This is a genomic window from Labrys sp. HAY1-8F, from assembly GCF_056754975.1.
Window position 1 is genome coordinate 2,620,500 of record NZ_JBPGWZ010000002.1, and the last position, 25,265, is coordinate 2,645,764.

Here is a 25,265-nt window from a genome sequence, read left to right on the forward strand (position 1 = left end):
CAGGTCACGCGTCTTCCCCTATAAAGTGGATACTCAAAACGCCGGGCATCACTAAGGTCAGGCAATCCGAGACAATACCGATCGCGAAAAACAGTGCCAATCGCGAGAAGGAGGATCGCCATGCCCCTTCGTGCGCGCGTAGGTCGCCACGCCTCGACCGGCGCCCAGTGTCAGAACTGGGCCGAAGACCAACAGATCGTCATCGCGCTCCTCAACCTCATTCCCAGGATTGACGGCGGAGCCGAGGCCGGCATTGCGGGCCGTGTCGTCGGCGGCATTGCCAGCGATGCGCTCTGCAGCGCCATCCTGACGTTCCAGAAGAAATATTTTCCCGCGCAACAAACCGGCTTCATTGAACCCGTGGGCGCGGCAATCGCCAAATTGGAGGAGCTCGCAACACGTCCCTCACCGACACCGACTGCCGCTCCCACCGGGCCGTGGGGCGTGTTCCAGAGCAGATCGGTGCCGAAGGCGCTTCGCGCAGCCCTGCAGGACGATCGCCTTCTCAATCATGTCGAGATCGTCGAGATCCTGCGCGCCACCATGCAGGATGGTCGCGTGACGCAGAATGAACTCGCCGACCTGAAGATGATCAGCGAGAAATCCAACACCATCATGCCGCGCTCGAAGACAATGCTGGAGACCTTCGTCGACCAGGCCGGCAAGATGATCGCAAAATGGCCCTTCGACGTCTCCTCGGTCCAGCGCAGCTATGCCGTTGGCCGCGCCTGCGACTTCATGCGCAAGCTCGGTCGCGGCCAATGGCCCAACCTCGACCGGGACGAAGTCGGCATCGGCATCATCATCCGCGTCGCCTATCCGGGCACGCTCGACCAGAACCAGACGAATTTGTGCGGACCAGCCGCGCTGGTCTTCAACGTCCTGCGCGACCGCCCGGGAACCTATGCCGCCTACGCCTGCGACATGTACGACAAGGGCGAGGGCAAGCTCTACAACCTGCCGATCAAGCCGAAATCCGATCTGCGCCACGCCACCCCCTCGTCCTCCGACATTGCTCCGGTCGACTGGCTGACGCTGGCGAGCATCCGCAACTCCAACGACTGGGTCATCCATTACGATTCGACCGCTGGCGCGTTCTCGGGCATGACGACACCCATGGAACTGGCCTATTGGTTCGACCAGGCCGGCTACACGGACGTGCGGGAGGACGCGAACTTCTTCCGCCACCAGCGCGACACGGACAACATGAAGGAAGCCAACCGGCTGCTCGCGGCGGGCTACCATGTCGTCCTGCTCATCGGCTCCAACATGGTCGACGGCCATCAGACCCAGAGTTCGGACATCCGCGACGATCATTGGGTCGTGCTGCAATCCGAGATGAAGCTGGAGAACGGCGAGGTCAAGTTCCACATCTACACCTGGGGCGACGGCTATCGCGAAGTACCCCTGGGTGGAACGCTCAAGCTGGATGACTTCCTGATGAACTACTATGGCTATGTGGCGGCGAAGCCGTATTAGCCGACGCGACATCTTGGGCTCGCGGGCATCCTTGCCTGCCCTTGGAAACGACGGTTGGCTAATCCCGTGAGAAAATCCGGATATCGGCTCTTCCGGCCGAAACTCCGCTTCCCCGGGCCGCCGCATTTCCCCCGGGCATAGCTCGGCCCCGAGCCATGCCGAAATGCAGACGTAAACCGATTTACTTTTTGCCTGCCGCCAGCGATATTGCAACGCAATAGATAGTTCCCAAATCGCTGATTCAAGCCATTGCCAGCCTGCGGCTCCGCGCTGCCGGCTTTCTCACTTCGTTTGTTTCGCGCCGTTCGCCCTGAAAGACTTCCCGTGACCCATCCGGCCACCGCCTCCCTCGCCGATCTGCCCGCAGACAGCTCTTCCCATCGCCATCGCGCCGCCTGGATCGAATTCGCCCTTGCCGTCGGCGCTTTCGGCGTCGGCGCCGGGGAATTCGCCTCGATGGGCATCCTGCCCAACGTCGCCAACGGTCTCCTGGTCACCGAGCCGCAGGCCGGCCACATGATCAGCGCCTATGCGCTCGGTGTGGTCGTCGGCGCGCCAGTGATCGCCGTGCTTTCGGCCCGGATGGCACGACGCACGCTGCTGCTGTGGCTGATGGTGGTATTCACCGCCGCCAATGCCGCCAGTGCCCTGGCGAACGGCTATTACCAGTTGATCGGTTTCCGCTTCCTGGCGGGCCTGCCGCACGGCGCCTATTTCGGCGTCTCCTTCCTGGTCGCCGCCGGCATGGCCGAACCCAATCGCCGCGCCCAAGCGGTCGGGCGGGTGATGATGGGAATCACGCTCGCGACGCTGGTGGGCTCCCCCTCGCCACCTGGCTCGGCCAGGCCCTGGGCTGGCGCCTCGCTTTTGCAACCGTCGGTGCCATCGGCGCTCTTACCGCCGTGCTGATCCTGGCCTTCATGCCGCTCGACAAGGTCCAGCCGGGCGCCAGCCCGCTGCGCGAACTCGGCGCTCTCAAGCGCAAGCAGGTCTGGCTGACTCTGGCGATCCCGGCTATCGGCCTCGGTGGAATGTTCGCCGTCTACACCTATGTCGCCTCCACCCTCACCCAGCTCAGCGGTTTCTCGCCTGCTTTCGTGCCGGTGGCGCTGGTGCTGTTCGGCATCGGCATGAATGTCGGCAACATCGCCGGCTCCTGGCTGGCCGATCGCGCCCTGATGCCCACTATCGGCGGCATGCTGGTCTGGGTCACCGTGGTGATGGCGCTCTACAGTCTCACCGCGACCAATCCCTGGATGATCTCGCTCTGCATCTTCCTGATCGGCTGCAACTTCGCCATCTGCCCGGCGATCCAGACCCGCCTGATGGACGTGGCGGGCGATGCCCAGACGCTCGCGGCCGCGCTCAACCATTCGGCCTTCAACATCGCCAATGCCCTCGGTGCCTGGCTCGGCGGCGTCGCCGTCGCGGCCGGCTTCGGCTGGGCGTCGACCGGCTGGGTGGGAGCCCTCCTGGCTGTAGCCGGCCTCATGGTCTTCCTGGTGTCCTGGATCCTGGAACGAGCCGACAGGCGCGAGCCCGAAGCCGCCGCCGTCGCGGGCTAAGAGCCAAGGGGAACCCGCTTAGCGCGTTTTCCACAAAAGTCGACAGACTTTTCGATTAGGAAAACGCGTCTAAACAAAGGGTTAGAGACAATGACGATTCAGAGAAAAGTCATTTTGCTCTAGGCGGCCACCCCGATCGCCGGCCCTGCGGCGAAGCGGCGCCTATAGTCGCGCGGCGACAGACCCATCAGCTTGGCGAACACCTTGCGGAAGGCAGCCGGATCCTCATAGCCGACCGACCAGGCGATCTGGTCGACATTGCGATTGGTGGTTTCGAGCAGCGAGCGGGCCCTGCTGACCCGGATATGCTGGAAATATTCGGTCGGCTTCAGGCCCGTCGCCTTGTGGAAGCGACGCAGGAACGTGCGCTCCTCCAGGCCAGCCCTTTCAGCCATCGCGGACAGGGAAACCGGCCGCATGTCTTCCTCGGCTCCCTCCTGGTCCTGCAGCCAGCGCTGTACCTTGAGCACGGCTTCATCGCCATGGCGCAGATTGGGCACGAAGCTCGAGTAATAGCGCTGTTCTCGTCCGGGCGGATCGACCAACAGAAAGCGTGCGGTTTCCAGCATCACCTCCGGCCCCAGCACCCGATCCACCAGCGTCAGCCCGAGATCCGTCCAGGCCATGATGCCACCGGCTGTAATGATATCGCCATCGTCGACGATCATCTTGTCCGTATCGATCAGGATATCGGGAAAGCGCTGGGACAGGGCCTGGGCAAAGCTCCAATGTGTGGTGACCAGCCGCCCGGCCAACAGACCGGTCTCTGCGAGCAGGAAGGCGCCGGCGCAGACCGAGCACAGCATGGCGCCCTCGTCATGGCGCTGGCGCAGCCAGGCGGCGAAGGGAGCGGAGACGGCATGGGACGGCAAATCGCCGAGCCCCGGCAGGGCAACGATCGCCACCGGCTTGTGGGGCGCCTGACCATGGCTGTCCGCCACGCATTCGATGCCGCCACCCTCGGCGATCTTCCATTGGGAGACACGAATGCCGATACTCGCATCGCCAGCCCTGCGGCGTGCGATGTCGTTGGCGGCGTCGAAAAGATCGACCATGCCGTAGACAGCGGCCGTGCGCACACCAGGATACAGCAGCAGGCCAATCTCAGGTAGAGTGCTACCCATCGCCATTTGTCAGTTTTGCCCCGAACAATGTCAGTTTCGCCAATCCGTATCACGCCCATGGCGCGCTATTCAATGTTTCACAAGGCCGCCACGTACCGAGGCGCCCCGCATTTCAACCCAGCAGGAGACGGACGATGAGCACGATCACCACCGAAGACGGCACTCAGATCTACTATCGAGATTTCGGCAGCGGGCAGGCCGTGGTGTTTTCGCATGGCTGGCCTCTGAGCGCGGATGCCTGGGACGCCCAGATGGTGTTCCTCGGACAGCATGGCTACCGGGTGATCGCGCATGATCGCCGCAGCCATGGCCGCTCGACCCAGACCTGGAACGGCAACCACATGGACCAGTATGCCGACGATCTCGCCGAACTTATAGAGGAACTGAACCTCAAGGATGCCGTTCTCGTCGGCCACTCCACCGGCGGCGGCGAAGTTACCCGCTATCTCGGCCGCCACGGCACCAAGCGCGTCGCCAAGGCCGTGCTGGTCGGCGCCGTGCCGCCCCTGATGCTGAAGACCGACGCCAATCCCGGCGGCCTGCCGATCGAAGTCTTCGACGGCATCCGCAAGGGCACCTTCGACAACCGCTCGCAGTTCTACAAGGACCTGACCCTGCCCTTCTACGGCTACAACCGTCCGGGTGCGCAGGTTTCCGAGGGTGCGCGCGAATCCTTCTGGCTGCAGGGCATGCTGGGCGGCCTCAAGGGCCAGCTCGACTGCATCAAGCAGTTCTCGGAGACCGATTTCACCGAAGATCTGAAGAAGATCGACGTGCCGACCCTGATCATTCATGGCGACGACGACCAGATCGTGCCGATCGGCGCTGCCGCACATCTATCGGTCAAGCTCATCCCCAACGCCACCCTCAAGGTCTATCCGGGCGGTTCGCACGGCCTGACCCTGACGCAGCAGGACCAGTTCAACGCCGACCTGCTCGCCTTCATCAAGGGGTGATGCAAGCCGGAAAAGACGCAGAAAACCTTCTCCCCTCGCGGGAGAAGGTTTTGTTGCGGTTCTTTCTGCCTGCCCTCAGCCTCGCGCCTTCTCGGCCAGGTGCACCAGGGCCAACCGCAGGGCCGTGGCGTCCAGGACGGGCTTGTCGAAGACAAGGCGCAGCGTGTCGTCGGCAAAGGCGAGATCCAGGCCTTCGGGATCGATGCCGGTGATGCGCCACGGCCCCTCGCGGCCACCGAGCAGCTTGGTAGCGTAGAGCCTGACCGCGTCGGCATGGTCCGCGTTCATATGCTCGATCGCCCCTGCCTCCGCCGTGCGCAGGGCCTCGGCGCCGGCGACATCGCTGAGGAGTTCCTCGGCCGACAGCAGCGCAGCACGCGCAAAACCGCCATTGAGATGGCCACCGCTTACTGTCACGCGAAAGAAGCTGAAATCGGGAAAATCGGCATAGAGCGCTGATTTGGGGTGTCGGGCGAGGAAGCGGGCCTTGCAGCGAGCCTTGGCGCCCTCCTCCTCGACGATCTCGGCCAGTCCTTTCACGGTCAAGCGGGCATGGGCGAGCGGATCGCCCTTGCCGCCTTCGCTCAGCAACAGGGAAATACGTGCATCCTTCTCGATATTTGTGCGGTGGGCCGCCAGTTTCGACAGGAGCAGCAGCGGCGCAGCGTCGAAGTCGGTGGCGACGTTGACGAGGCTGGCGAAGGGGGAGCCGTCGGCCGAATCGAGCGTCGCCAGCGCGCCGGCGCGGACACGCCGCAACAGCGTCTTGGCCTCCGTGACGGGCTCGAAATCGGCAGGCTGGTTCGCCGGGACCGGCTGGCCGGGCAGACGCGTGGTATCGCTCGAAGACATCGCTCTAGAAGACTCGGTTGGATTGAGAAGATACGAAAATGCCGTTTTGCTGCCGACTAGCAACAAGAAGTACCGTTTTGAACCGATAATTGTCACACTTCCGCCGGTTTAGGCGTAGAATGGCAAGGCAAGTATGGTGATTTGCCGCGCAAAGCATCATAATAGCCTTTGGCGGTTACACCGCGTCATGAAAGGATTGCAATGCCGACGATTGCGCTGGTCGATGACGACCGCAACATTCTGACCTCAGTTTCCATCGCGCTGGAGGCGGAAGGCTATCGCATCCAGACCTACAATGACGGCATGTCGGCCCTGGACGGCTTGAAGGCCAATCCGCCGGACCTCGCCATCTTCGACATCAAGATGCCCCGCATGGACGGCATGGAGCTGCTGCGTCGCCTGCGCCAGAAGTCCGAGCTGCCGGTGATCTTCCTCACTTCCAAGGACGAGGAGATCGACGAATTGTTCGGCCTGAAGATGGGCGCCGACGATTTCATCCGCAAACCCTTCTCGCAGCGCCTGCTGGTGGAGCGCGTGAAGGCGGTCCTGCGCCGTTTCCAGCCCAAGGATGCCGCCGCCGCCAAGGCCTCGGACGCCAAGATCCTGGAACGCGGTCTGCTGCGCATGGATCCCGAGCGCCATACCTGCACCTGGAAGGGCGAGGCCGTGGTGCTCACCGTCACCGAGTTCCTCATCCTGCACGCCCTGGCCCAGCGCCCGGGCGTGGTCAAGAGCCGCAACGCCCTGATGGATGCGGCCTATGACGATCAGGTCTATGTCGACGATCGCACCATCGACAGCCACATCAAGCGCTTGCGCAAGAAGTTCAAGCAGGCCGACGACGATTTCGAGATGATCGAAACGCTCTATGGCGTCGGCTATCGTTTCAAGGAAGCGTGAGGCTTTCCTCCCGGCCAGTTCCGAGGGCCTTCTCCGCGCAACGGAGAAGGCCACTCTGTCAAACGATGCCTTCTTCATGCCGTGAAACAGGCTTTCGCGCTCCTCTCGATAGAATTTCGTACCAGATCCGATGAGCCCCGAGCGCGCGCACCAATCCGAGCACCTGAAATCGAGATCAATCATCCGGCGGCGTTTGCGGCTGGCCCTGCGCGCCATCACCGTGCAGACCTTCTCGAGCCTGACGCGGCGCATCGTTGTGCTGAACCTGGCCGGCCTGGTCGCCCTGGTCGTCGGCATCTTCTATCTCAACCAGTTCCGCGAAGGCCTGATCGACGCGCGTGTGCAGGCCCTGCTCACCCAGGGTGAGATCATGGCGAGCGCCGTGGCCGCATCGGCCTCCGTCGAGACCGGCTCGATCCGCATCGATCCGGAAAAGCTGCTGGAACAGCAGGCGGCGGGCGAGGACGACAGCGACGACGCAAGCTCGCTCGATTTTCCGATCAATCCCGAGAAGGTCGCGCCCTTGATGCGGCGCCTGATCTCGCCGACGAAATTGCGCGCCCGGGTCTATGATCGCGACGGCAATCTGGTCATCGATTCCCGGGCCCTGTTCATCTATTCCGACATCGTCCGCACCGACCTGCCGCAGCCCAAGCAGGAACCGAACCTGGCGGAGCGCGTCTGGAACACGGTCAAGCGCTACCTCTTCCGTTCCGATGCCCCGCTCTACAAGGAACTGGGCAACCAGAACGGCAAGGGCTATCCGGAGGTGATAACGGCGCTCGACGGCGCTCCCTCCACCCAGGTGAGCATCAACGAGCAGAATGAATCCATCGTGTCGGTAGCGGTGCCGATCCAGCGCTTCAAATCGGTGCTGGGCGTGCTGCTGCTCTCCACGCGTCCCGGCGAGATCGACGAGATCGTCACAGCCGAGCGCCTCGCCATCCTGCGTGTCTTCGCGGTCGCCGCCGTGGTGATGGTGATCCTGTCGATCCTGCTGGCGAGCACCATCGCCGGCCCGATCCGCCAATTGGCGCGGGCAGCCGAGCGCGTGCGCTACGGTGTGAAATCGCGCCAGGAAATCCCCGATTTCACCGAGCGCTCCGACGAAATCGGCCATCTCTCCGGCGCCCTGCGCGACATGACCAACGCGCTGTTCAAGCGCATCGAGGCGATCGAGAGCTTCGCCGCCGATGTCGCCCACGAACTCAAGAACCCGCTGACCTCGCTGCGTTCGGCCGTCGAAACCCTGCCGCTCGCCCGCAACGACACCTCGCGCACCCGGCTGCTCGAGGTGATCCAGCACGACGTCCGCCGGCTCGACCGCCTGATCTCGGACATCTCCGACGCTTCTCGCCTCGATGCCGAGCTGCTGCGTTCCGGCGCCGAACCCGTCGACCTCGTCAGGTTGCTCACCGCCCTTACCGACGTGTTCAACAGCGTCGAGCGCGAGGACGGGGTCACGGTGCGCCTGTCGATGCCGACAGGCCTGCCGCCGACGGCCCTCTTCATCAGCGGCCACGATTCCAGGCTCGGCCAGGTCATCAACAATCTCGTCGACAATGCCCGCTCCTTCTCGCCCGAGAACGGCGAAGTACGGGTCGAATTGCGGCGAAACAAGAACGACGTCGAAATCACGGTGGAGGATGACGGACCGGGCGTGCCGGACCACGCCATCGAGCGGATCTTCGAGCGCTTCTACACCGACCGCCCCGAGGAGCAGGGCTTCGGCCAGAATTCGGGCCTCGGCCTGTCCATCTCCAAGCAGATCATCGAGGCCCATGGCGGCAAGCTCTGGGTCGAGAACCGCAAGGATGGCGACAAGGTGCTCGGCGCCCGTTTCGTGGCGCGCCTGCCGGCCGCGCAGGCTTAGGCCCTTAGCCATGCCAACCTCGCCGACCGTGCATGCCACCTGCTTCGTCATCGACGGGCAGGGTATCTTGCTGCGCGGCGACTCCGGCGCCGGCAAGAGCCGCCTGGCCCTGCATTTCATCGAGACGGCGCCGGCTCGCGGCCGCCAGGCCCGCCTGGTGGGTGACGACCGCGTCTATCTCGAACCCGTCGACGGCAAGCTGATCGCCTCCGTGCCATCAACCATCGCCGGCCTGATCGAACGGCGCACCACCGGCCTGCGGGATTCGGGCATCGAACGGATCGACTGGCAACCCTCGGCGCCGGTCAGCCTGATTGTGGATATTCTCGACGATGACGCAGAGATCGTCATCCCCAGCAAAAAAATTCGGCACATCCGCCTGAAGGGCGTGAACTTGCCCTATTTGCCGGTTCCGCGCGATTTTCACGGAGCTGTCGCCCTGATCGAGGCAATCCTGCCGCAATTGCCGCCGGTTTGAGCTGATTTTTGGGCACGAACCGCCCCTGGCTCCGTTAACGAAACATTGACGCCTATGGCCGTGATGTGACGAGACTGCGACAATGTGAGCCGGACAGAGGCTTGTTTTTGTGCAGCGCGGGAATAATATCAGCGCTCGGAGCTACGGGTTGCAGGGTGTCCGAAGGGCATCCTGGCCGTGCGTTGCGGAGGCGTCGTCTCATTTTGCTCAACACCGGGTGGCGCGAAAGCGAAACGGACCTGGATAGTTGTCGCGATAGCGACGGCGACCGGAAAGATTCAATGCGGATCATCCTATGATCGGCATGGTGCTTGTCACGCATGGTCATCTCGCAACCGAGTTCCTGTCGGCCCTCGAGCACGTCGTGGGGCCGCAGCGCAATGTCGAGGCCATCGATATCGGCCCCGAAGACGATGTCGAGCAACGACGCCGCGACATCATCGATGCCATCGGCCGGGTCGAAGACGGCTCCGGCGTGGCGGTTCTCACGGATATGTTCGGAGGAACACCTTCAAATCTGGCGATTTCCGTGATGAGCGGCCCCTCCATCGAGGTCGTGGCCGGCATCAACCTTCCCATGCTCGTCAAACTGGCGCGGCTGCGCAGCGAGGTTCCCCTCGCCGAGGCGGTCACGCGCGCCCAAGAGGCAGGCAGGAAATATATCAATATTGCCAGTCGTGTGTTGTCAGGCCAATGATTCGACGTTCGCTTAACTATGCTGGCCGCGGCCAGAAACTTGCCGAGGCGGCTCTTGCGGTACCGCTCGCATTCAGCAATCCTTGGGCAAAATGTTGGGGCAGCAGTGCCCCAAGCGGGTGCACCCCGGTGCAGATGCAGGCGGAGACCCCCTCGATGCACAAGCAGCAGATGCAAGGCGGCCAGCAGATGCAGGCCGACAGCACCGACGGCCAAGCCTGCGAGGAACCGGAGGCAGTTCCCGCTCCCTCGATGGAAGGCGGTATCGTCCGCATCCTCCCGATCATCAACCTCAAGGGCCTGCATGCCCGCGCTTCGGCGAAATTCGTGCAGACAGCCGAAGCCTTCGACGCCACCGTCAAGGTAACGCGCTGCGGCGAAACGGTCGGCGGCCAGTCGATCATGGGCCTGATGATGCTGGCTGCGGCGCGCGGCACCAGCATCGTGGTCGAGACGTCGGGCAATGATGCCCAGGCTTGCATGGACGCCCTGGAAACTCTGTTGGCTGACAAGTTCGGCGAGGAAGCCTGACGGTAGAAGGCGCCCCTCTGGCAGCGTCAAGGTATCAGCGGCGACACAAGGGCGGTAGCCGCCCATTTCTCCAATTCTCCTCATCATACCCGCCGGCATTGCCGTCGCGGGATTTTCATGCGTGGGTTGCACCCTTCGCAGCGGCCAATTTTGCTGCAGCGCACACCGGCAATATAACTTCACCAAAAGTCACAACTTTGCCGCAATCCAGCCAAGGGGCCGCCCCAGCCCGGCGCGACCTTCCTCCTCGTTACCTCGGCACCCGGTCCGGCGTAAGCCGGAAACCTCAGCCCCCCAGCCCCCCGACTTTGTCGGACCGGGTCCGCCGAGGTGGCGTTTGACGACATGTCTTGAGATTAAAGGCCGGCTCCTCTGGAGCCGGCCTTTCTTTTTGTGCGCCAATCTTCCGGGTGCACGGACCTCATAGCCACGTGCCCGCATGTGGCGCGTCCGTTCTTGGAAACGCTGCATTTGCAGGAGAGGAAGAACGGACGAGACGTCCGTGCACCCGAAGATTCAAACCCGCTCTTGAATCCCCCGGCCAGATTGTCCATTTGTGCAGCGGCGTTTCCGTTGCCGGACACGCCAAGAGCAAAGCGCGTTCAAGCGTGAACGCTTATTTGCTCTAACTTCTCGTTCCGACGCGTCTTTGCGATTCTTGTTGATTCCACCAAATCGCAAAACGCTTTAGCCAAGACGATCATCAAACAAGAGTGAGTTTTCATGAGCGCTGAAGCCGAAAGCGCCGGCCCGGACATTGCCGCGCCGCAGAGCCATACCTTCGAGGCCGACGTCGCCAAGCTGCTGCATCTGATGGTGCACTCGGTCTATTCCGACAAGGATGTCTTCCTGCGCGAATTGATCTCCAATGCGGCCGATGCCTGCGAGAAGCTGCGCTACGAGGCCCTGTCCGATCCCGCTTTGCTCGGGGAAGACCAGAAGGGCACGATCCGTATCACCCTCGATGCCGACACACGGCGCATCACGGTTGAGGACAACGGCATCGGCATGAGCGCGGAGGAGATGATCGAGGCTCTCGGCACCATCGCGCGCTCCGGCACCAAGGCCTTCGTCGAGCGCCTGGAAACGGCGCAACAGGCCGAGGGAACCCAACTGATCGGCCAGTTCGGCGTCGGCTTCTATTCGACCTTCATGGTGGCAGACAAGGTGGAGGTGTTCTCCCGCCGCGCCGGCAGCGATGTCGCCAATGTCTGGAGCTCGGATGGCAAGGGCTCCTATTCTGTGGCAGCGGCCAGCCTCGACGAGGCCCCCGCCCGCGGCACCAGGGTGGTGCTCCACCTGATGGAGGACGCCAAATCCTATGCCGAGAGCTACACCATCGAGCGGCTGATCAAGACCCATTCCGGCCATGTCCCGGTGCCGATCCTGCTCGCCGACAAGCCGGACGCCGAGCCACAGCAGATCGGGGACGGCGCGGCCCTGTGGACCCGTCCGAAGTCCGATATTTCCGAAGCGGACTACACCGATTTCTACCGCAGCGTCGCCGGCCAGTTCGACGATCCCGCGCTCACCATCCATTTCCGCGCCGAGGGCCGGCAGGAATACACGATGCTGGCCTTCGTGCCCGGCTCGCGCCCGTTCGACCTGTTCGACCCGCAGCGCAAAGGGCGCATGAAGCTCTATGTGCGGCGTGTGCTGATCACCGACGAAGCCGACCTGCTTCCCGGCTATCTGCGCTTCGTGCGCGGCCTGATCGATTCCGCCGACCTGCCGCTCAACGTCTCCCGCGAAATGATCCAGGAAAGCCCGCTGCTCACGGCGATCCGCAAGGCGGCGACCGGCCGCGTGCTCTCCGACCTCGAGAAGCTCGCCACCTCGGACGCGGCAGCCTATGCGAAGGTCTGGGAGAATTTCGGCTCTGTCCTGAAGGAGGGCCTCTACGAGGACTTCGAGCGCCGGGACGCCCTGCTCGGCCTCGCCCGCTTCAAAAGCACGACCTCCGGCGGCGAATGGCGCTCGCTCAAGGATTATATCGCCAGCCTCAAGGACAACCAGACGGCGATCTATTATCTCGCCGGCGACGACGCCAAACGCCTGGAGAACTCGCCTCATATCGAAGGTTTCCGGGCACGTGGCATCGAGGTACTGCTGCTCTCCGATCCGGTCGACAGCTTCTGGGTGACCTCGGCACTCGGCTTCGAAGGCAAGCCCTTCAAGTCGGTGACGCAGGGCACCGCCGATCTCGACCTGATCCCGCTCGCCGAAAAGCCGGAGGAGCAGACGCCGGAAGTGAGCGCGGCTATTGCCTCCTACATCGCCTATCTCAAGACCACGCTGGGCGAGGACGTTTCCGACGTGCGCGCTTCCGAGCGGCTGACTTCCAGCGCGGTCTGCCTGGTGGCGCCTGATAGCGGCATGGACAAGCGCATGGAGCAGATCCTCGCCAGCGCCGGCAAGCTCGACGGTGCCCTGCAGAAACCGATCCTTGAGATCAATCCGCGCCATGCGCTGGTGACGCGCCTCGCCACCGCCCGTGAGGCCGGCGGCGACGCCGCCCTCATCGAGAGCGCCACGCGGCTTCTCCTCGACGAGGCCCGCATTCTCGACGGTACGGTGCCTACCGATCCGGCCGGCTTTGCCGAGCGCCTGTCGCAGGTGCTGGCGAAAAGCCTAGGGTAAAGAGTTTGGGGTGATTTGGGGAGCGGGTCTTCGGACCCGCCTCTCTCTTTCAAACGAACAGCATTCAGGCTGGTCTGACGACCCGCCCGCCTCACCGTCCAGCCCGCTGCCCGATCAGGCGCTCGAACAGCAGCGCCACGATGATGATGGTGCCGATGGCCGAGCCCTGCCAGAAGGGCGAGACACCCATCAGATTGAGGCCGTTGCGAATCATCACCATGATCAGGACGCCGATCAGCGTGCCTATGATCGAGCCACGCCCACCGAACAGGCTGGCGCCGCCGATCACCACGGCAGCGATGGCGTCGAGTTCCCAGGCGTTGCCCATCAGCGGATCGGCCGAGAGGATCTGGCCGATCGAGAAGGTGATCGCCACCGCCGAGAGCGCGCCCGAAATCACATAGGGCAGGATGGAGTAGAACATCACGCTGAGGCCCGCCGCCCGCGCCGCCTCCTTGTTGGAGCCGACGGCATAGATGGTGCGCCCGCCCTTGGTGTAGGTCAGATAAGCCCAGGCGAGGAGATAGAGCAGCGCCAGGAATAGCACATTGGCCGGAAGGCCGAAAAAGTCGGTATAGACGATCGCCTGCATGGAATCGGGGATCGAGGCGATTGCCGTCTGGCCGGAGAGGATATAGGCGAGGCTGCGGCCGATCGCCATCATGCCCAGGGTCACCACGAAGGCGGCGAGCCCGAAATAGGCGATCAGAACGCCCGAGATGAGGCCGATGCCGGCTCCGCTGAGAATGGCGAGCGCCACGGCCAAAGCCGGCGGATATTGCTGCACGGCAAGACCCAGGATGATGCCGGTCAACCCGGCGACCGATCCCACTGAAAGATCGATGCCGCCGGTGAGGATGACGAAGGTCATGCCGACGGCGACGATGCCGATCACCACCGACTGATCGAGGATGTTGAAGATGTTCGATCGCGTCAGGAAATAGGGCGAAAGCAGCGACAGGCAGATCGCCAGCACGATGGCGAGGCCGAGCATGCGCACTTCGAGCCGCCCCGTCAGCCAGCCGAGGCGCCGTCGCGTGGGATCGGGGGAGGTGGTGGTCGACATGCGGCGGTCCTTGGCAAACGAGAGGTCAGAGCGTCGCAGCGAGCTTGGCGACCCGGCTGCGGACGATTTCGGGCGATGGCAGGGCAGCACCCTGCGGCAGAGTGAGGCCGACCCAGCCGAGATCGTGCCCGCGCGGGCTGATGATTGGCAGGAGCAGGGTCGAGCGCGAGCCGTCGGCTTCGGGCGTGAAGACGGGTTCGCGCCCGGCAAGCGCCGCGGCGACGCGGGTCGCGGACAGCGATTTCACCTCGCCCGCCGCAAAGCCCGGATCCGCAGCCTTGTCCGCCATGACGAGGTTGAGGCAGATCAGGCGGTCCCGGTCGATCAGGGCCCAGAAGCCGGCGCCGCCGCATTCGCCCGTGAGGCCGCGCAGGACCTCGGTATTGCCAGCCATCGAGGTGCGCGGCGCCGCCAGCAAAGTGAGCTTTTCCTCGTCGAGCAGATCGGCGGGCAGGTCGGCGACGCTGGTGCCGTCGCTGATGACGACGATACGGTGCGAGAGCCCCAGCAATTCCTCGAAATCGGAAGACACCACCACCACGGCGACACCCTTGGCGGCAATGTCGCGCAGGATGGCATAGATCGAGGCGCGCGTGCCGATATCCACGCCCTTGGTGGGTTCGTCGAGAATCAGTACGCGCGGTTCGAGCAGCAGCCAGCGCGCGATGATGATCTTCTGCTGCATGCCGCCCGAGAAGTTGAGCATGTTGGCGTCGAGCAGCCGATCGGGCGGCAGGCCAAGGCTCTTGAGGAGCGCATCGACGGCCTTCTCGCGGCTGCGATAGCCGAGGCCGAAGCCCTTGTGCGCGCCGAGATGGGCGAGCAGCAAATTCTCCTTCACCGACAGATCGGGCACGATGTTCTGGGACCGCCGATCCTCGGCCACAAAGCCGATGCCGGCCCTCACCGCTTGCGCAGGCTTGCGCGGATCGATCGGCTTGCCGTCGACGAGGATGCTGCCCGCACTACGCGGCCTCAGGCCGAAAATCGCCTCCACGGTCTCCGAGCGCCCGGCGCCGACCAGGCCGCCCAGCCCCAGGATCTCGCCGTGGCGGACCTGGAAGGAGACGTCACGCACCAGAGGCGGCGTCGCCAGTCCCTTGACCTCCAGTGCGACCGGGGCGTCCTTGGCCGTCCCGGCCGCGTCCCGCGCATAGATGGCACCGACATCCTGGCCGACCATGTGACGGATGAGTTCGGCCTGGCTCAGGCTGGCGGTGGCGAGCGATGCCGCCACCGTGCGCCCCTCGCGCATGATAGTGACGCGATCGGTGATGGCGAAGACTTCCTCGAGTCGATGCGAGACGAAGACGAGCCCGCGCCCATCCGCTCTGAGCCGCGTCATGATGTCGAACAGGCGCTCGACCTCGCTTGGGCTGAGCGAGGAGGTCGGCTCGTCGAAAATGATCAGCTTGGCGTTGACGCCGAGCGCCTTGGCGATCTCGACGAGCTGGCGCTGGGCCGCCGACAGGCGCCGGACCTCCACATCGAGGGGTAGCGCATCGCCCTGGCCGAGCACCGAAAGCAGTTCGGCCCCGCGCCGATGCAGCGCCGAATAGGACAAGCGACCCGGCCGGCCGAGCTCGGGCAGGAAGATGTTCTCGACGACGGTAAGATCCGGCACCAGGCTCGTCTCCTGCATCACGATGGCGATGCCGATATCGAGCGCGTCGCGGGTGGAACGCAGGCGCACCGAGCGGCCGCGATAGACGAGGTCCCCCTCGTCCGGCCTGACATGGCCTGAGATCACCTTGGACAGCGTCGACTTGCCGGCACCATTGGCGCCGAGCAGGCCGTGGACTTCACCCGCGCGCAGCTCGAAGCCAGCCCCCGCCAAAGCGCGGGTGCGGTCGAAGGTCTTGGCGATGCCGGTGGCAACCAGTAGAGGCTCCGCCGGCGCGAGAGTGGGCTGCACGTTCATACGATCGATCCGAGGGTATTCCGGTGTGAAAGCGTGGCGATTGAGAATAAGTCATGGTCTGATCGGCAAGGAGAATGGCACCGCGCTTGTCATGCCCGGGCTTGACCCGGGCATCCAGAGTTTCGGCGCCAGCCCCCGACGGCCTGGCTTGCCGGGTCAAGTCCGGCAATGACAAACCGCCCCCGAACACCGTCAAGAACGCTCACTTCATCTCGTTGGCGAACACGGTTTCCTTCACGATGGGCAGCTCCTTGTCGATGTTCTCGCTGGTCACCACCAGGATCGGCACCGAGACCTCCTTCTCCACAGAGCCGCCGGCAAGCTTGGCCAGCAGGGCCTCGCCCGACTTCTGGCCCATCAGATAGGGCTGCTGCATGCCGGAGGCGACGATCTGCTTGGACTTGAGGAGATCGACGAATTCGGGGATGCCGTCGAAGGCCGCGACCAGCAGGTCCGATCCCCGCCGTGCCGCCTTGATGGCGCGCAGGGCACCGAGGGCCGGCTGGTCGGTCTGGATGAACAGGCCGCGCATGTCCGGATTGGCGGTCAGCATGTCCTGCGTGAACTTGAAGGTCTCGTCCGTCGTATAGGATTGCATCTGCTGCAGCCCCGCCTCCTTGCCGGTCCAGCCGCCGGCCGCAAGGCCGTCCCGGAAGCCCTTGGTGCGGGCCTGGCCGTTCTTGCGGGCCTGGGAAATGGTGATGAGGCCAACCGAGCCGCCTTCCCAGCCCTTGGCCTTGAGCGCGGCGGCCAGCGCCTCGCCCACACCCTTGGCGCCGTCATAGTTATTGGAGATGATGAAGGAGGCGTAGTCGCCGCTATTGGTGCCGATATCGCCGATCACCACCGGGATGCCCGCCTTGGCGGCGAGCGCCAGCACGCTCGGCGCGGTGGAGGAATCGGTCGGCGAGATCACGATACCCGCCACGCCCTTGGCAATCGAGTCCTGGGCATTCTGCAGCTGCGTCTGCGGGCTGTTGTGGGAATCGAGTGCCTGGAAACCGTAGCCCTTGGCCTTGGCGGCAGATTCGACGCCCTTGGCGAGATAGCGCCAGAACGGCAAATCGAGACCCGGCGTCAGATAGACGATGTCCTTGCCGGCGGCGCGCGCCGGCTGGAAGCCGAAGCTGCCGGTGCCGACAAAGGCGGCGCCGGCGGCAAGCTGCAGGAACGTTCTTCTCTTCATGTTGTCCTCCCTCCCGCCCTCGGGCGGCTCCTGTGGTTCTCTTCCGGCCGTTACAGGCTCTTTGTCTTGGAAACCGGACCTTCTTTCACGGGCCCGTTTCACGTGTGCGACAGCGCAGCCTCCTCCTCGAGGATGGAGCGCGTGCTGGCATAGATCCGGTCGAGATGAATGCCGAAGGCTTCGACGACAGCCCTGGGATCCCGGGCGTGCAGCCCCGCCAGGATGGCGGCATGGTCCTGGCAGCTTTGCGCGATTGCGCCGGGCCGCGACACGGCCTTGCGCCGGTGCGCCATGGCATAGAAATAGAGATCGACGACGAAGTCAGCGAGGAGATCGTTGCCGCAGGACCGATAGATCGCGGCGTGGAACTCGCGATCGCAGATCAGGAAGCGGACGGGATCGTCGAGGGCCTTGCACTGCGTTTCCAACGAGGCGTCGAGCATGACCAGGGTCTCGTCGACGATGCGCCGCGCCGCCTCTTCCACCACCGGGCGCTCCACCAGCAGGCGGGCGGCATGGATGGCCTCGATATCGTAGCTATTGATCAGTTTCGGCTCGCGCGCGCCAATCGCCAGCGAACCGACCTCGGCACTGAGCACGCGGGTGCGCGCGCCTTGCGAAATGGCGATGATGTCGCGGGCGGCCAGCGTCTGCAGCGCCCCGCGCACCGTCTCGCGGCTGACCTGCAGGGCCGCGGCGAGATCGCGCTCACTCGGCAGGGTCTCGCCGACCTGCAGCATGCCCGCCGCGATCAGGGACGCGATCTTGTCGGCGACGAGTTCGCGCACATTGCGCCTGACCACGCCGTGGCGCAGCTCGGGCACGCGTTCGAACACCGAAAGGGCAGTGGGCAGGGTCATCGGAATGGCGCTTGGGAACGACGCTCGGCATCTGATCTACTGGACCAGCCAGCAGACCAGTTAGGCCAAGTTTTCGGCAGAGTGTCAAGCGGTAGATGGGTAATGGTCTGAAGAGTGGAACGGTGGCGAGGTGAGCCTGGGATCACAGCGCAAATTCCTTACCCTCCCCTGGAGGGGGAGGGTCGGCCTGAAAGGCCGGGGTGGGGTGAGATGACGCTGGTCATGACGATGGAGATCGCTTTTTCCAGGAAGAGTCACCCCACCCCGACGCTCCGCGTCGCCCCTCCCCCTCCAGGGGAGGGTAAAGAATTTGCCTCTGCCTGGAACCCTGTCCAATCTCAGGAACCTACTTGGCACCGCCGAGATAGAAGGCCTTCACATCCTCGCGCGCCGCGAGGTCGGCAGCCGGCCCCGAAGCGGCGACGCGGCCGTTCTCGAGAATATAGCCGTAATCGGCGTGGCGCAGCGCCAGCGCGGCGTTCTGCTCGGCTACCAGGAAGCTCACCCCCTGCTCGCGATTGAGCGTGCGGATAATCTCGAAGATCTCCTGCACCACGATCGGTGCGAGGCCCATGGAAGGCTCGTCGAGCAGGACCAGTTTCGGCTTGGTCATCAAGGCCCGCCCGATCGCCGCCATCTGCTGCTCGCCCCCCGAGGTCAGGCCGGCCTTGGTGCGGCGCTTGTGCTTCAGGCGGGGGAACCAGGCATAGATCTGCTCGAGATCCTGCGCGATCTGCCGCCGCCCCGGGCGACGCAGGAAGGCGCCGGAAAGAAGATTCTCCTCTATCGTGAGCTGGGGAAAGCAGTGGCGCCCTTCCAGCACCTGCACCACGCCGCGGGCCACCAGTACGGACGGCGTCAGGCGGCTGACCGGTTCGCCCCGCCAGTTGATGCTGCCGCGCGTGACGGTACCTCGTTCCGGCCCGAGCAGGTTGGAGATCGCTTTCAGCGTGGTCGATTTGCCCGCACCATTGGCGCCGAGCAGCGCGACCACGGCGCCATCACCGACGGTGAGGGACACGTCCCTGACAGCCAGGATTGCCTGGTAATGCACCTCGATGCCTGCGACGGCGAGAATGTCGTTTGCGCGCAGCGCCGCGGATGGTTCGTTCATCGCATCTATCTCCCCGAGGGCGACGTCCCGTCGTCGTGTTGAGCGGGGCCATTCCGGAACAAGCGCGACCTTTTTCATTCCCGGCTTGCCCCGGCAATGCAGCCAGCCTTTCGGCACCGGGCTTCTGGATGCCCGGGTCAAGCCCAGGCATGACAAAGGTTCGTGCTTTTTCGTGTCCGGGCAGGCCCGGCCCGCTCAGTTGGTCTCGGCCACCGGCGTGATGCCCTTCTCCTGGGCATAGGCAGCGGCCTTGGCGCGGATGGTCTCGGCAAAGAGCGAGACATCGGCCTTGATCCAGTCTGTCAGCGTGGTCCAGGACTTGCCATCCCACTGGATGATCTTGGCCGCGACGGTCTCGCCCTTATGGTTCGCCGGCGAGGTCTTGAGGGGGGAGATCAGGCCCTGCGCGCCCAGTTCGGCGATGCGCTTGTCATCGATGTTGAGGTTTTCCAGGGCCCAGCGGCCCTCCTCAGCGGTGAGGGGGCGGTTTCCGAACTTCTTGTGGCCGACGCGCAGGGCCTCCACGAAGGTGATCGCCTCGATCACCCCGTAATTGTAGTAGACCGTGCCGAACTTGCTCTTGTCCTTGAGATCGCTCTTGCCGGCGTCGACGATCTTCTCCTTCAACGTCTTGAGGATAGCGTAGTCGGTTCCGGGCGGAAATACCGAGACGGCGAGATAGCCCTTGGCGGCGCCGCCGGCCGGGCGGGCATCGTCCTCCGAGCCGCTCCAGATGTCGCCGATGATGCGATCGGCCGGGAACCCCACGCGCGCGGCCGTCTTGATCCCCACCGGCGTCATCACGCCCCAGCCGCGCAGGAACACCCAGTCGGCACCCGCACTGCGGATCTGCTGCCACTGCGCCTGCTGCTGCTCGCCGGGGTGGGGTACCGGGATCTGGATGTCGGTGAAGCCGTATTTCTTGGCGAGAATGCCAAGCGGCTCGATCGTATCGCGGCCATAGCCGGAGTCGTGATAGAGCGTGGCGATCTTGACGCCCTTGAGCTTGTCGTAGCCGCCTGATTTCTGGGCGATATAGTCGACGATAATCTGGGCTTCACTCCAATAGTCGAAGATCAGCGGATATTGATAGGGAAAGACCCGCCCGTCGGTGGCGATGTTCTGGCCGCCGCCCGGCGAGACGATCGGCACCTTGTCGATGCGCGCCTTGTCGGTGAGCGCCACGTCCAGGCCGCTGGAGTGGGGATAGATCGCCGCCGTCGGCGCGCCGTCATAACCGTTCTTGTAGCGCTCGTAGCATTCGATGCCCCGCTCGATCGTATAGGCCGTCTCGCATTCCTGGATCAGGATCTTGACGCCGTCGACCCCGCCTTCGACCTCGTTGATATAGGTCAAATAGTCCCGGTTTCCGGCGCCGAAGGGGATGAAAGAGGGCGCATAGGGACCGGTACGATAGGTGAAGAGCGGATAGAGCTGCTCATTCTTGTGGTCCTGGGCCGCAGCGGGGCCGGCGGCCGCAAGAGCGGCCAGGCCAACACCTGCAAAGCCGAGCCCGGTCGCCAGTGCGAGGGCCTTGATGAGGGAGGATGACATCCGGTTCGTCTCCATTCGGTTGGGATGTTCGAGGGCAAAGCTCTCCCTTTGGCGGAAAACGCTTCCGCCCTTCCGGGATGCAAATCTGTTGGGGAGGCTTGTTCAGTCCCCGGTCGTGGCTGCCGATCGCCGCCGCGGCAGGCGGATCCGCCTCACCAGGCGAGCGAGTCCTTCCGGTTCCTTGATCAGCAGCGCGATGATGATCACGCCGAAGATGATGTGCTGGATATTGGCGAGCGCCCCCTGGTCCGCCAGGAACTGCAGGCCGGTGAGCGGGGCGAGGCGGTCGAGCAGGATCGGCATCAGCACGATGAAGGCTGCGCCGAGGAAATTGCCGGCAAGGGTGGCGGTGCCGCCGATCAGCACGATGAACAGCACCTGGAAGGACTTGTCCAGGTTGAAGGCATGGGCGTCCGCCGTGCCGAGATAGCCGAAGGCCCAGAGCGCGCCGGCAATGCCGCAGACGAAGGAGCTGATGGCAAAGGACAGGAGCTTGCGGCTGGCGACATGGATGCCGATCACCGAGGCGGCCGTGTCCATGTCGCGGATCGCCATCCATTCGCGTCCGACGCGGCTCTTGACCACCGCATGGGCAAAGGCGATCAGCGCGGCCGCCGTCACCGCCACGAGGAGATAGCGCCCGGTGGCCGAGGAGAGGTCATGGCCGAGGAATTGCAGCCGCGGCGCCGAGACGGTGAGGGACTGGCTGCCATTCGAAAACCAGTTGTAGTTGGTGAACAGCCATTCGAAGAAGAACTGGGCGCCCAGCGTCGAGGCGCCGAGATAGAAGCCCTTGATGCGCAGGCTCGGCAGGCCGAAGACGATGCCCGCCGCCGCCGCGATCAGGCCTGCCAGCACCAGCACCACGGGCAGCGGCAGCAACGGGGCGCGCAGCAGGAGATTGTAGCTTGCAAAGGCGCCGACCGACATGAAGGCGGCGGAGCCGAGCGATACCAGCCCGGTATAGCCCATCAGGAGGTTGAGGCCGAGGCCGGCCACGCCCATCACGAGGGTGGGGATGATGATGGAGGAAAGCCAGTAATCGCTGGCGAGGAGGGGCACGACCACGAAGGCTGCCGCCAGCGCGCCCGCGACAGCGAAGATTCGGGGATTGAGGCTGCGCCCCTGAGTCAGGACAAGGCCTTCGCCGGATTGCGATAGGAGGGACATCGCTAGACCCTTTCGATAGCGCGGTCGCCGAACAACCCCGCCGGACGCACCAGCAGGAAGGCCACGGCGAGGATATAGGCGAACCAGGTCGAGACGCTGCCCTGCAGCAGCGGCCCCAGATAGATGTCGGCCAGGGCTTCGGCAGCGCCGACCAGGAGACCGCCGACGATGGCGCCCGGCACGGAGGAGAAGCCGCCGATGATCAGCACCGGAAGGGCCTTCAGCGTCACCAGCGACAGCGAATATTGCACGCCCTGCCGGGCGCCCCAGACCAGCCCGGCGACCAGAGCGACGATGCCGGCCACGCTCCAGACGATGCGCCAGATCGTCGGCAGGCGGATGCCGATCGACTGGGCGGCGAGCGTGTCGTCGGCGACGGCCCTCAGCGAAATGCCCATGCGGGTGCGGTCGAACAGGATGGAAAGCACCACGACCAGGACGAGGGCGCCGCCGGAGACGAAGAGATCGAACTGGCTGATCGAGAGGCCCGCAACCGAGATCGGCACGTCGTCAATGCCGAGGTCGAGCATGTGCACGTCCGAGCCCATCAGCAACTGCGCCAGCCCCTCGATCACGAAGGTGAGGCCGAGGGTCGCCATGAACAGGGTCAGCGCATCGCGATTGACCAGAGGCCGCAGGACCAGGCGCTCGATCAGCACCGCGCCGAGCACCATCACCGCGACGGTCAGCAGGATCGCCGCCCAGAACGGCACCTCGCGCTCGACCAGCGTCACGAAAGTGAGCGTGGCGAACAGCAGCATGGACCCTTGAGCAAAATTGAAGACGCCGGAGGCCTTGTAGATCAACACGAAGCCGATCGCGACCAGGCCGTACATCACACCGGCCAGCAAGCCGCCGATCAGGGTTTCGAGGAAGAAGGTCATGGCGATCCCTCAGTGAACCGTGCCGAGATAGGCGGCGATGACATCGGGATTTTCGCGCACAGCATCGGGCGTGCCATCGCCGACCTTGCGGCCGTAATCGAGCACGACGACGTGGTGGGCGAGGCCCATGACAATGCCGATATCGTGCTCGATCAGCACGACGGTGGTGCCGAGCTTGCCGTTCACATCGGCGATGAGCCGGCTCATCGCCTGCTTTTCCTCCTGGTTCATGCCGGCCATGGGCTCGTCCAGGAGCAGCAATTTCGGCCAGGCCGCCAAAGCGCGGGCGAGGTCGACGCGCTTCTGCAGGCCATAGGGCAATGTGGATACGATCGTGTTGGCATGGCGCTCCAGGCCGAGAAAAGCCAGGATCTCATGTGTCCGCGCTTCGAAGCGCCAGCGCTCCGCCGCATCCCGCCCTACCCGGAAGATGTTCTCCACAAAGGTCGCGCGGCCCCAGCGCGCCAGCCCCGCCTTGACGTTTTCGACGACGCTCAACCGGTCGAACAAGGCATTGTGCTGGAAGGTCCGGCCAATGCCGAGATGAGCCGCCTTGTAGGGATGAATAGCCTCGAATCTGGCGCCGTCGAAAACGACATCGCCTTCGTCGGCCCGGTAGACACCGTTGATCACATTGAGGAGGGAACTCTTGCCGGCGCCGTTGGGCCCGATCAGCGCGCAGATCTCCCCTTGCTCGACCGAAAAGCTCAGCCGGCTCAGGGCGCTGACGCCCTTGAAGGACAGGGAGACGTCCTGAAGCTGCAGGAGAGGCGCCGGCATCGGCATCACCGTCCGGTGGCGAGGCGGGAGACACCGGCCTCGCGTTCCTCAGCCTCGCGGCGCTTCACGGCCTCGATGTCGCGATAGGCATGGGCGGGATGGCTGGCCGGCAGATAGGGGCCTTCGCCGAACAGCTTCTCGCGAAGGGTGCCCGGCTTGTAGGCGGTGGGATAGGCCCCGCGCTTCTGCAGCTCCGGCACGAGATAGCCGACGGCGTCCTCGAAGCTCTCGGGCGTCACCGCATAAGCGAGGTTGAAGCCGTCGACATCGGTCTCCTCGACCCATTCCTGCAGCGTATCGGCGATATGGGAAGCCGAACCGACGAAAACCGGACCGAGGCCGCCAATGCCGCCCCAACGCGCCAGCTCCTCCATGGTCCAGGTCTTGTCCTCGCCGGCGAAATGCTCGACCACCGAGATGATGGCGTTGGTCTCGACCTTCTTGATCGGATCGCTGGGCGCATATTGGCCGAAATCGATGCCGCTCCAGCCGGAGAGGAAGACCAGCGAGCCATCATAGGACGTATAGGATTCATAGTCCTTGAACTTGGCTTGTGCCTTGGCCTCGGTCTCGTCGACGATCACCGTGGTGAGGTTGTAGATCAGGATCTTGCGCGGATCTCGGCCGGCAGCCGCGGCCTGGCGGCGGATATCGGCGACATAGGCCTTCAACAGCGACTTGGTCGGCGCCGCCACGAAGACGCATTCGGCGTGGCCCGCGGCAAAGGCCTTGCCCGGCCCCGAGGCACCGGCCTGGTAGAGCACCGGCGTGCGTTGCGGCGAGGGTTCGGTAAGTTGGTAGCCGGGCACCTCGAAATATTTGCCCTTGTGGCCGATCTCATGGACCTTGTCGGGATCGGTGAAGATGCGGTTTTCACGGTCGCGCCGCACCGCCCCTTCCTCCCAGGAGCCTTCCAGGAGCTTGTAGAGCACCTCGACATATTCGCTGGCGACCTCGTAGCGGTTGTTGTGCTGGCGCAGGCCGCCCTGGCTGATATTCTTGGCCCCGCTCTCCAGATAGGAGGTGACGATGTTCCAACCGACGCGCCCTTTGGAGTGATGATCGGCCGTGGCGAGGCGCCGGGCGAAGGTATAGGGATGCTCGAAGGAGGTCGATGCGGTGATGCCGATGCCCAGATGCTCGGTGGCCAGCGCGATCGGCGCCGCCAGTTGGAGAGGATCGTTGACCGGGATCTGCGCCGCCTGGTGGAGGGCGTGGTAGTTCGAGCCCTTGTAGACGTCGTAATAACCGATGACGTCTGCGATGAAGATGCCGTCGAAGATGCCCTTCTCCAGCGTCCGCGCCAGATCCTGCCAGTAGTCGAGATCCTTGTATTTCCACGATTTATCGCGCGGATGCGCCCACAGGCCCGGCGATTGGTGGCCCACGCAATTCATGTCGAAGGCGTTGAAGCGTATCTGGCGGGGCATTCCCAATCTCCACATCTGAAAACAGCGGCAGCGCCGCGGCTCTGAAACAGCGGCGGGGCCACACCCGGCTACCGCATCGGTCAGGGCGTATGAAAACGCCCTCCAAACTAAATGTCTAGTATTTTTATAGAGAATATATACAAAATAGTCCGGATCGATGCTACGGCAGACTGGACAGGCAGCCGCGCCGGTATCGGATCGTTCGA

The 25,265-nt window shown here is 64.1% G+C and carries 20 protein-coding genes and 1 pseudogene; 9 read left to right on the top strand and 12 right to left on the bottom strand.

The features are described from left to right. The first annotated feature begins 120 nt into the window (after nt 1-120). Together ACR9ZN_RS21240 and ACR9ZN_RS21245 are read left to right on the top strand one after the other, a co-directional pair. Complete coding sequence (locus tag ACR9ZN_RS21240; protein WP_481273115.1) at nt 121-1,479, top strand: hypothetical protein; 1,359 nt, start codon at nt 121-123, stop codon at nt 1,477-1,479. Nucleotides 1,480-1,836: 357 nt separating this feature from the next. Then, nucleotides 1,837-3,044, top strand: a pseudogene (locus tag ACR9ZN_RS21245) (MFS transporter). A gap of 119 nt (nt 3,045-3,163) precedes the next feature. Here ACR9ZN_RS21245 and ACR9ZN_RS21250 read toward each other — a convergent pair. After that, the gene (locus ACR9ZN_RS21250; RefSeq protein WP_481273116.1) at nt 3,164-4,174 is read right to left on the bottom strand and encodes a GlxA family transcriptional regulator; all 1,011 of its coding nucleotides are present in this window, start codon (nt 4,172-4,174) and stop codon (nt 3,164-3,166) included. 128 nt (nt 4,175-4,302) lie between these two features. Between ACR9ZN_RS21250 and ACR9ZN_RS21255 the strand changes: the two genes are divergently transcribed. Further along, on the top strand, nt 4,303-5,124 hold the full coding sequence (locus ACR9ZN_RS21255) for an alpha/beta fold hydrolase (protein WP_481273117.1): 822 nt from the start codon (nt 4,303-4,305) through the stop codon (nt 5,122-5,124). Between the two features lie 75 nt (nt 5,125-5,199). Here the strand turns inward: ACR9ZN_RS21255 and ACR9ZN_RS21260 are convergent, their stop codons facing one another. After that, nucleotides 5,200-5,976, bottom strand: a complete 777-nt coding sequence (locus ACR9ZN_RS21260; protein ID WP_481273118.1) for a HugZ family pyridoxamine 5'-phosphate oxidase — start codon at nt 5,974-5,976, stop codon at nt 5,200-5,202. Nucleotides 5,977-6,177: 201 nt separating this feature from the next. Between ACR9ZN_RS21260 and ACR9ZN_RS21265 the strand changes: the two genes are divergently transcribed. The 6 genes from ACR9ZN_RS21265 (at nt 6,178) to htpG (ending at nt 13,094) form a co-directional block, all read left to right on the top strand. Next, a complete protein-coding gene (locus tag ACR9ZN_RS21265) occupies nt 6,178-6,876 on the top strand; it encodes a response regulator transcription factor (protein ID WP_149253366.1) in 699 nt (232 codons plus the stop codon). Nucleotides 6,877-7,006: 130 nt separating this feature from the next. Continuing rightward, nucleotides 7,007-8,749 (top strand): stimulus-sensing domain-containing protein, encoded by a 1,743-nt coding sequence (locus tag ACR9ZN_RS21270; RefSeq protein ID WP_481273119.1) that lies wholly within the window; start codon nt 7,007-7,009, stop codon nt 8,747-8,749. 10 nt (nt 8,750-8,759) lie between these two features. Next, on the top strand, nt 8,760-9,227 hold the full coding sequence (locus tag ACR9ZN_RS21275) for an HPr kinase/phosphorylase (protein WP_454816405.1): 468 nt from the start codon (nt 8,760-8,762) through the stop codon (nt 9,225-9,227). A 295-nt stretch (nt 9,228-9,522) separates the two neighbouring features. Then, a complete protein-coding gene (locus tag ACR9ZN_RS21280; RefSeq protein WP_068296680.1) occupies nt 9,523-9,924 on the top strand; it encodes a PTS sugar transporter subunit IIA in 402 nt (133 codons plus the stop codon). 251 nt (nt 9,925-10,175) lie between these two features. Further along, complete coding sequence (locus tag ACR9ZN_RS21285; protein WP_434959713.1) at nt 10,176-10,454, top strand: HPr family phosphocarrier protein; 279 nt, start codon at nt 10,176-10,178, stop codon at nt 10,452-10,454. A 723-nt stretch (nt 10,455-11,177) separates the two neighbouring features. After that, nucleotides 11,178-13,094: a molecular chaperone HtpG gene (gene htpG, locus ACR9ZN_RS21290; RefSeq protein ID WP_481273120.1), complete on the top strand. Its 1,917-nt coding sequence runs from the start codon at nt 11,178-11,180 to the stop codon at nt 13,092-13,094. Nucleotides 13,095-13,185: 91 nt separating this feature from the next. On the opposite strand, the gene ACR9ZN_RS21295 is transcribed toward htpG, so the two are convergent. The 10 genes from ACR9ZN_RS21295 to ACR9ZN_RS21340 all read right to left on the bottom strand — a co-directional run bounded on the left by ACR9ZN_RS21295 (nt 13,186) and on the right by ACR9ZN_RS21340 (nt 25,059). Then, nucleotides 13,186-14,160, bottom strand: coding sequence for an ABC transporter permease (locus ACR9ZN_RS21295; RefSeq protein WP_434958432.1), 975 nt, complete (start codon nt 14,158-14,160; stop codon nt 13,186-13,188). A 25-nt stretch (nt 14,161-14,185) separates the two neighbouring features. Next, nucleotides 14,186-16,081, bottom strand: coding sequence for a sugar ABC transporter ATP-binding protein (locus tag ACR9ZN_RS21300; protein ID WP_481273121.1), 1,896 nt, complete (start codon nt 16,079-16,081; stop codon nt 14,186-14,188). Nucleotides 16,082-16,283: 202 nt separating this feature from the next. Further along, entirely contained in the window at nt 16,284-17,267 is a 984-nt protein-coding gene (locus ACR9ZN_RS21305; RefSeq protein WP_434958434.1) for a substrate-binding domain-containing protein, read from the bottom strand. A gap of 98 nt (nt 17,268-17,365) precedes the next feature. Beyond that, on the bottom strand, nt 17,366-18,127 hold the full coding sequence (locus ACR9ZN_RS21310; protein WP_481273122.1) for a FadR/GntR family transcriptional regulator: 762 nt from the start codon (nt 18,125-18,127) through the stop codon (nt 17,366-17,368). A 346-nt stretch (nt 18,128-18,473) separates the two neighbouring features. Continuing rightward, nucleotides 18,474-19,241: an ABC transporter ATP-binding protein gene (locus ACR9ZN_RS21315; protein ID WP_481273123.1), complete on the bottom strand. Its 768-nt coding sequence runs from the start codon at nt 19,239-19,241 to the stop codon at nt 18,474-18,476. Nucleotides 19,242-19,436: 195 nt separating this feature from the next. Next, nucleotides 19,437-20,795 (bottom strand): ABC transporter substrate-binding protein, encoded by a 1,359-nt coding sequence (locus ACR9ZN_RS21320; protein WP_454816414.1) that lies wholly within the window; start codon nt 20,793-20,795, stop codon nt 19,437-19,439. Nucleotides 20,796-20,897: 102 nt separating this feature from the next. After that, nucleotides 20,898-21,965 carry a branched-chain amino acid ABC transporter permease gene (locus ACR9ZN_RS21325; RefSeq protein ID WP_434958438.1) on the bottom strand — a complete coding sequence of 356 codons (1,068 nt, stop codon included), beginning with the start codon at nt 21,963-21,965 and terminating at the stop codon, nt 20,898-20,900. A gap of 2 nt (nt 21,966-21,967) precedes the next feature. Beyond that, the gene (locus ACR9ZN_RS21330; RefSeq protein WP_434958439.1) at nt 21,968-22,849 is read right to left on the bottom strand and encodes a branched-chain amino acid ABC transporter permease; all 882 of its coding nucleotides are present in this window, start codon (nt 22,847-22,849) and stop codon (nt 21,968-21,970) included. Nucleotides 22,850-22,858: 9 nt separating this feature from the next. After that, the gene (locus tag ACR9ZN_RS21335) at nt 22,859-23,629 is read right to left on the bottom strand and encodes an ABC transporter ATP-binding protein (protein WP_481273124.1); all 771 of its coding nucleotides are present in this window, start codon (nt 23,627-23,629) and stop codon (nt 22,859-22,861) included. 5 nt (nt 23,630-23,634) lie between these two features. Further along, nucleotides 23,635-25,059, bottom strand: coding sequence for an LLM class flavin-dependent oxidoreductase (locus ACR9ZN_RS21340; RefSeq protein ID WP_454816419.1), 1,425 nt, complete (start codon nt 25,057-25,059; stop codon nt 23,635-23,637). Between the last annotated feature and the right edge of the window lie 206 nt (nt 25,060-25,265).

Excerpts from the sequence above, each read along its gene's own strand:
- ACR9ZN_RS21265 (WP_149253366.1), top strand. The coding sequence starts at position 6,178 with ATGCCGACGATTGCGCTGGTCGATGACGACCGCAACATTCTGACCTCA.
- ACR9ZN_RS21325 (WP_434958438.1), bottom strand. The coding sequence starts at position 21,965 with ATGTCCCTCCTATCGCAATCCGGCGAAGGCCTTGTCCTGACTCAGGGG.
- ACR9ZN_RS21275 (WP_454816405.1), top strand. The coding sequence starts at position 8,760 with ATGCCAACCTCGCCGACCGTGCATGCCACCTGCTTCGTCATCGACGGG.
- ACR9ZN_RS21340 (WP_454816419.1), bottom strand. The coding sequence starts at position 25,059 with ATGCCCCGCCAGATACGCTTCAACGCCTTCGACATGAATTGCGTGGGC.
- ACR9ZN_RS21295 (WP_434958432.1), bottom strand. The coding sequence starts at position 14,160 with ATGTCGACCACCACCTCCCCCGATCCCACGCGACGGCGCCTCGGCTGG.
- ACR9ZN_RS21260 (WP_481273118.1), bottom strand. The coding sequence starts at position 5,976 with ATGTCTTCGAGCGATACCACGCGTCTGCCCGGCCAGCCGGTCCCGGCG.
- ACR9ZN_RS21320 (WP_454816414.1), bottom strand. The coding sequence starts at position 20,795 with ATGTCATCCTCCCTCATCAAGGCCCTCGCACTGGCGACCGGGCTCGGC.
- ACR9ZN_RS21305 (WP_434958434.1), bottom strand. The coding sequence starts at position 17,267 with ATGAAGAGAAGAACGTTCCTGCAGCTTGCCGCCGGCGCCGCCTTTGTC.
- ACR9ZN_RS21335 (WP_481273124.1), bottom strand. The coding sequence starts at position 23,629 with ATGCCGGCGCCTCTCCTGCAGCTTCAGGACGTCTCCCTGTCCTTCAAG.
- ACR9ZN_RS21255 (WP_481273117.1), top strand. The coding sequence starts at position 4,303 with ATGAGCACGATCACCACCGAAGACGGCACTCAGATCTACTATCGAGAT.
- ACR9ZN_RS21250 (WP_481273116.1), bottom strand. The coding sequence starts at position 4,174 with ATGGCGATGGGTAGCACTCTACCTGAGATTGGCCTGCTGCTGTATCCT.
- ACR9ZN_RS21315 (WP_481273123.1), bottom strand. The coding sequence starts at position 19,241 with ATGAACGAACCATCCGCGGCGCTGCGCGCAAACGACATTCTCGCCGTC.
- htpG (WP_481273120.1), top strand. The coding sequence starts at position 11,178 with ATGAGCGCTGAAGCCGAAAGCGCCGGCCCGGACATTGCCGCGCCGCAG.
- ACR9ZN_RS21310 (WP_481273122.1), bottom strand. The coding sequence starts at position 18,127 with ATGACCCTGCCCACTGCCCTTTCGGTGTTCGAACGCGTGCCCGAGCTG.
- ACR9ZN_RS21285 (WP_434959713.1), top strand. The coding sequence starts at position 10,176 with ATGGAAGGCGGTATCGTCCGCATCCTCCCGATCATCAACCTCAAGGGC.
- ACR9ZN_RS21330 (WP_434958439.1), bottom strand. The coding sequence starts at position 22,849 with ATGACCTTCTTCCTCGAAACCCTGATCGGCGGCTTGCTGGCCGGTGTG.
- ACR9ZN_RS21270 (WP_481273119.1), top strand. The coding sequence starts at position 7,007 with ATGAGCCCCGAGCGCGCGCACCAATCCGAGCACCTGAAATCGAGATCA.
- ACR9ZN_RS21240 (WP_481273115.1), top strand. The coding sequence starts at position 121 with ATGCCCCTTCGTGCGCGCGTAGGTCGCCACGCCTCGACCGGCGCCCAG.
- ACR9ZN_RS21300 (WP_481273121.1), bottom strand. The coding sequence starts at position 16,081 with ATGAACGTGCAGCCCACTCTCGCGCCGGCGGAGCCTCTACTGGTTGCC.
- ACR9ZN_RS21280 (WP_068296680.1), top strand. The coding sequence starts at position 9,523 with ATGATCGGCATGGTGCTTGTCACGCATGGTCATCTCGCAACCGAGTTC.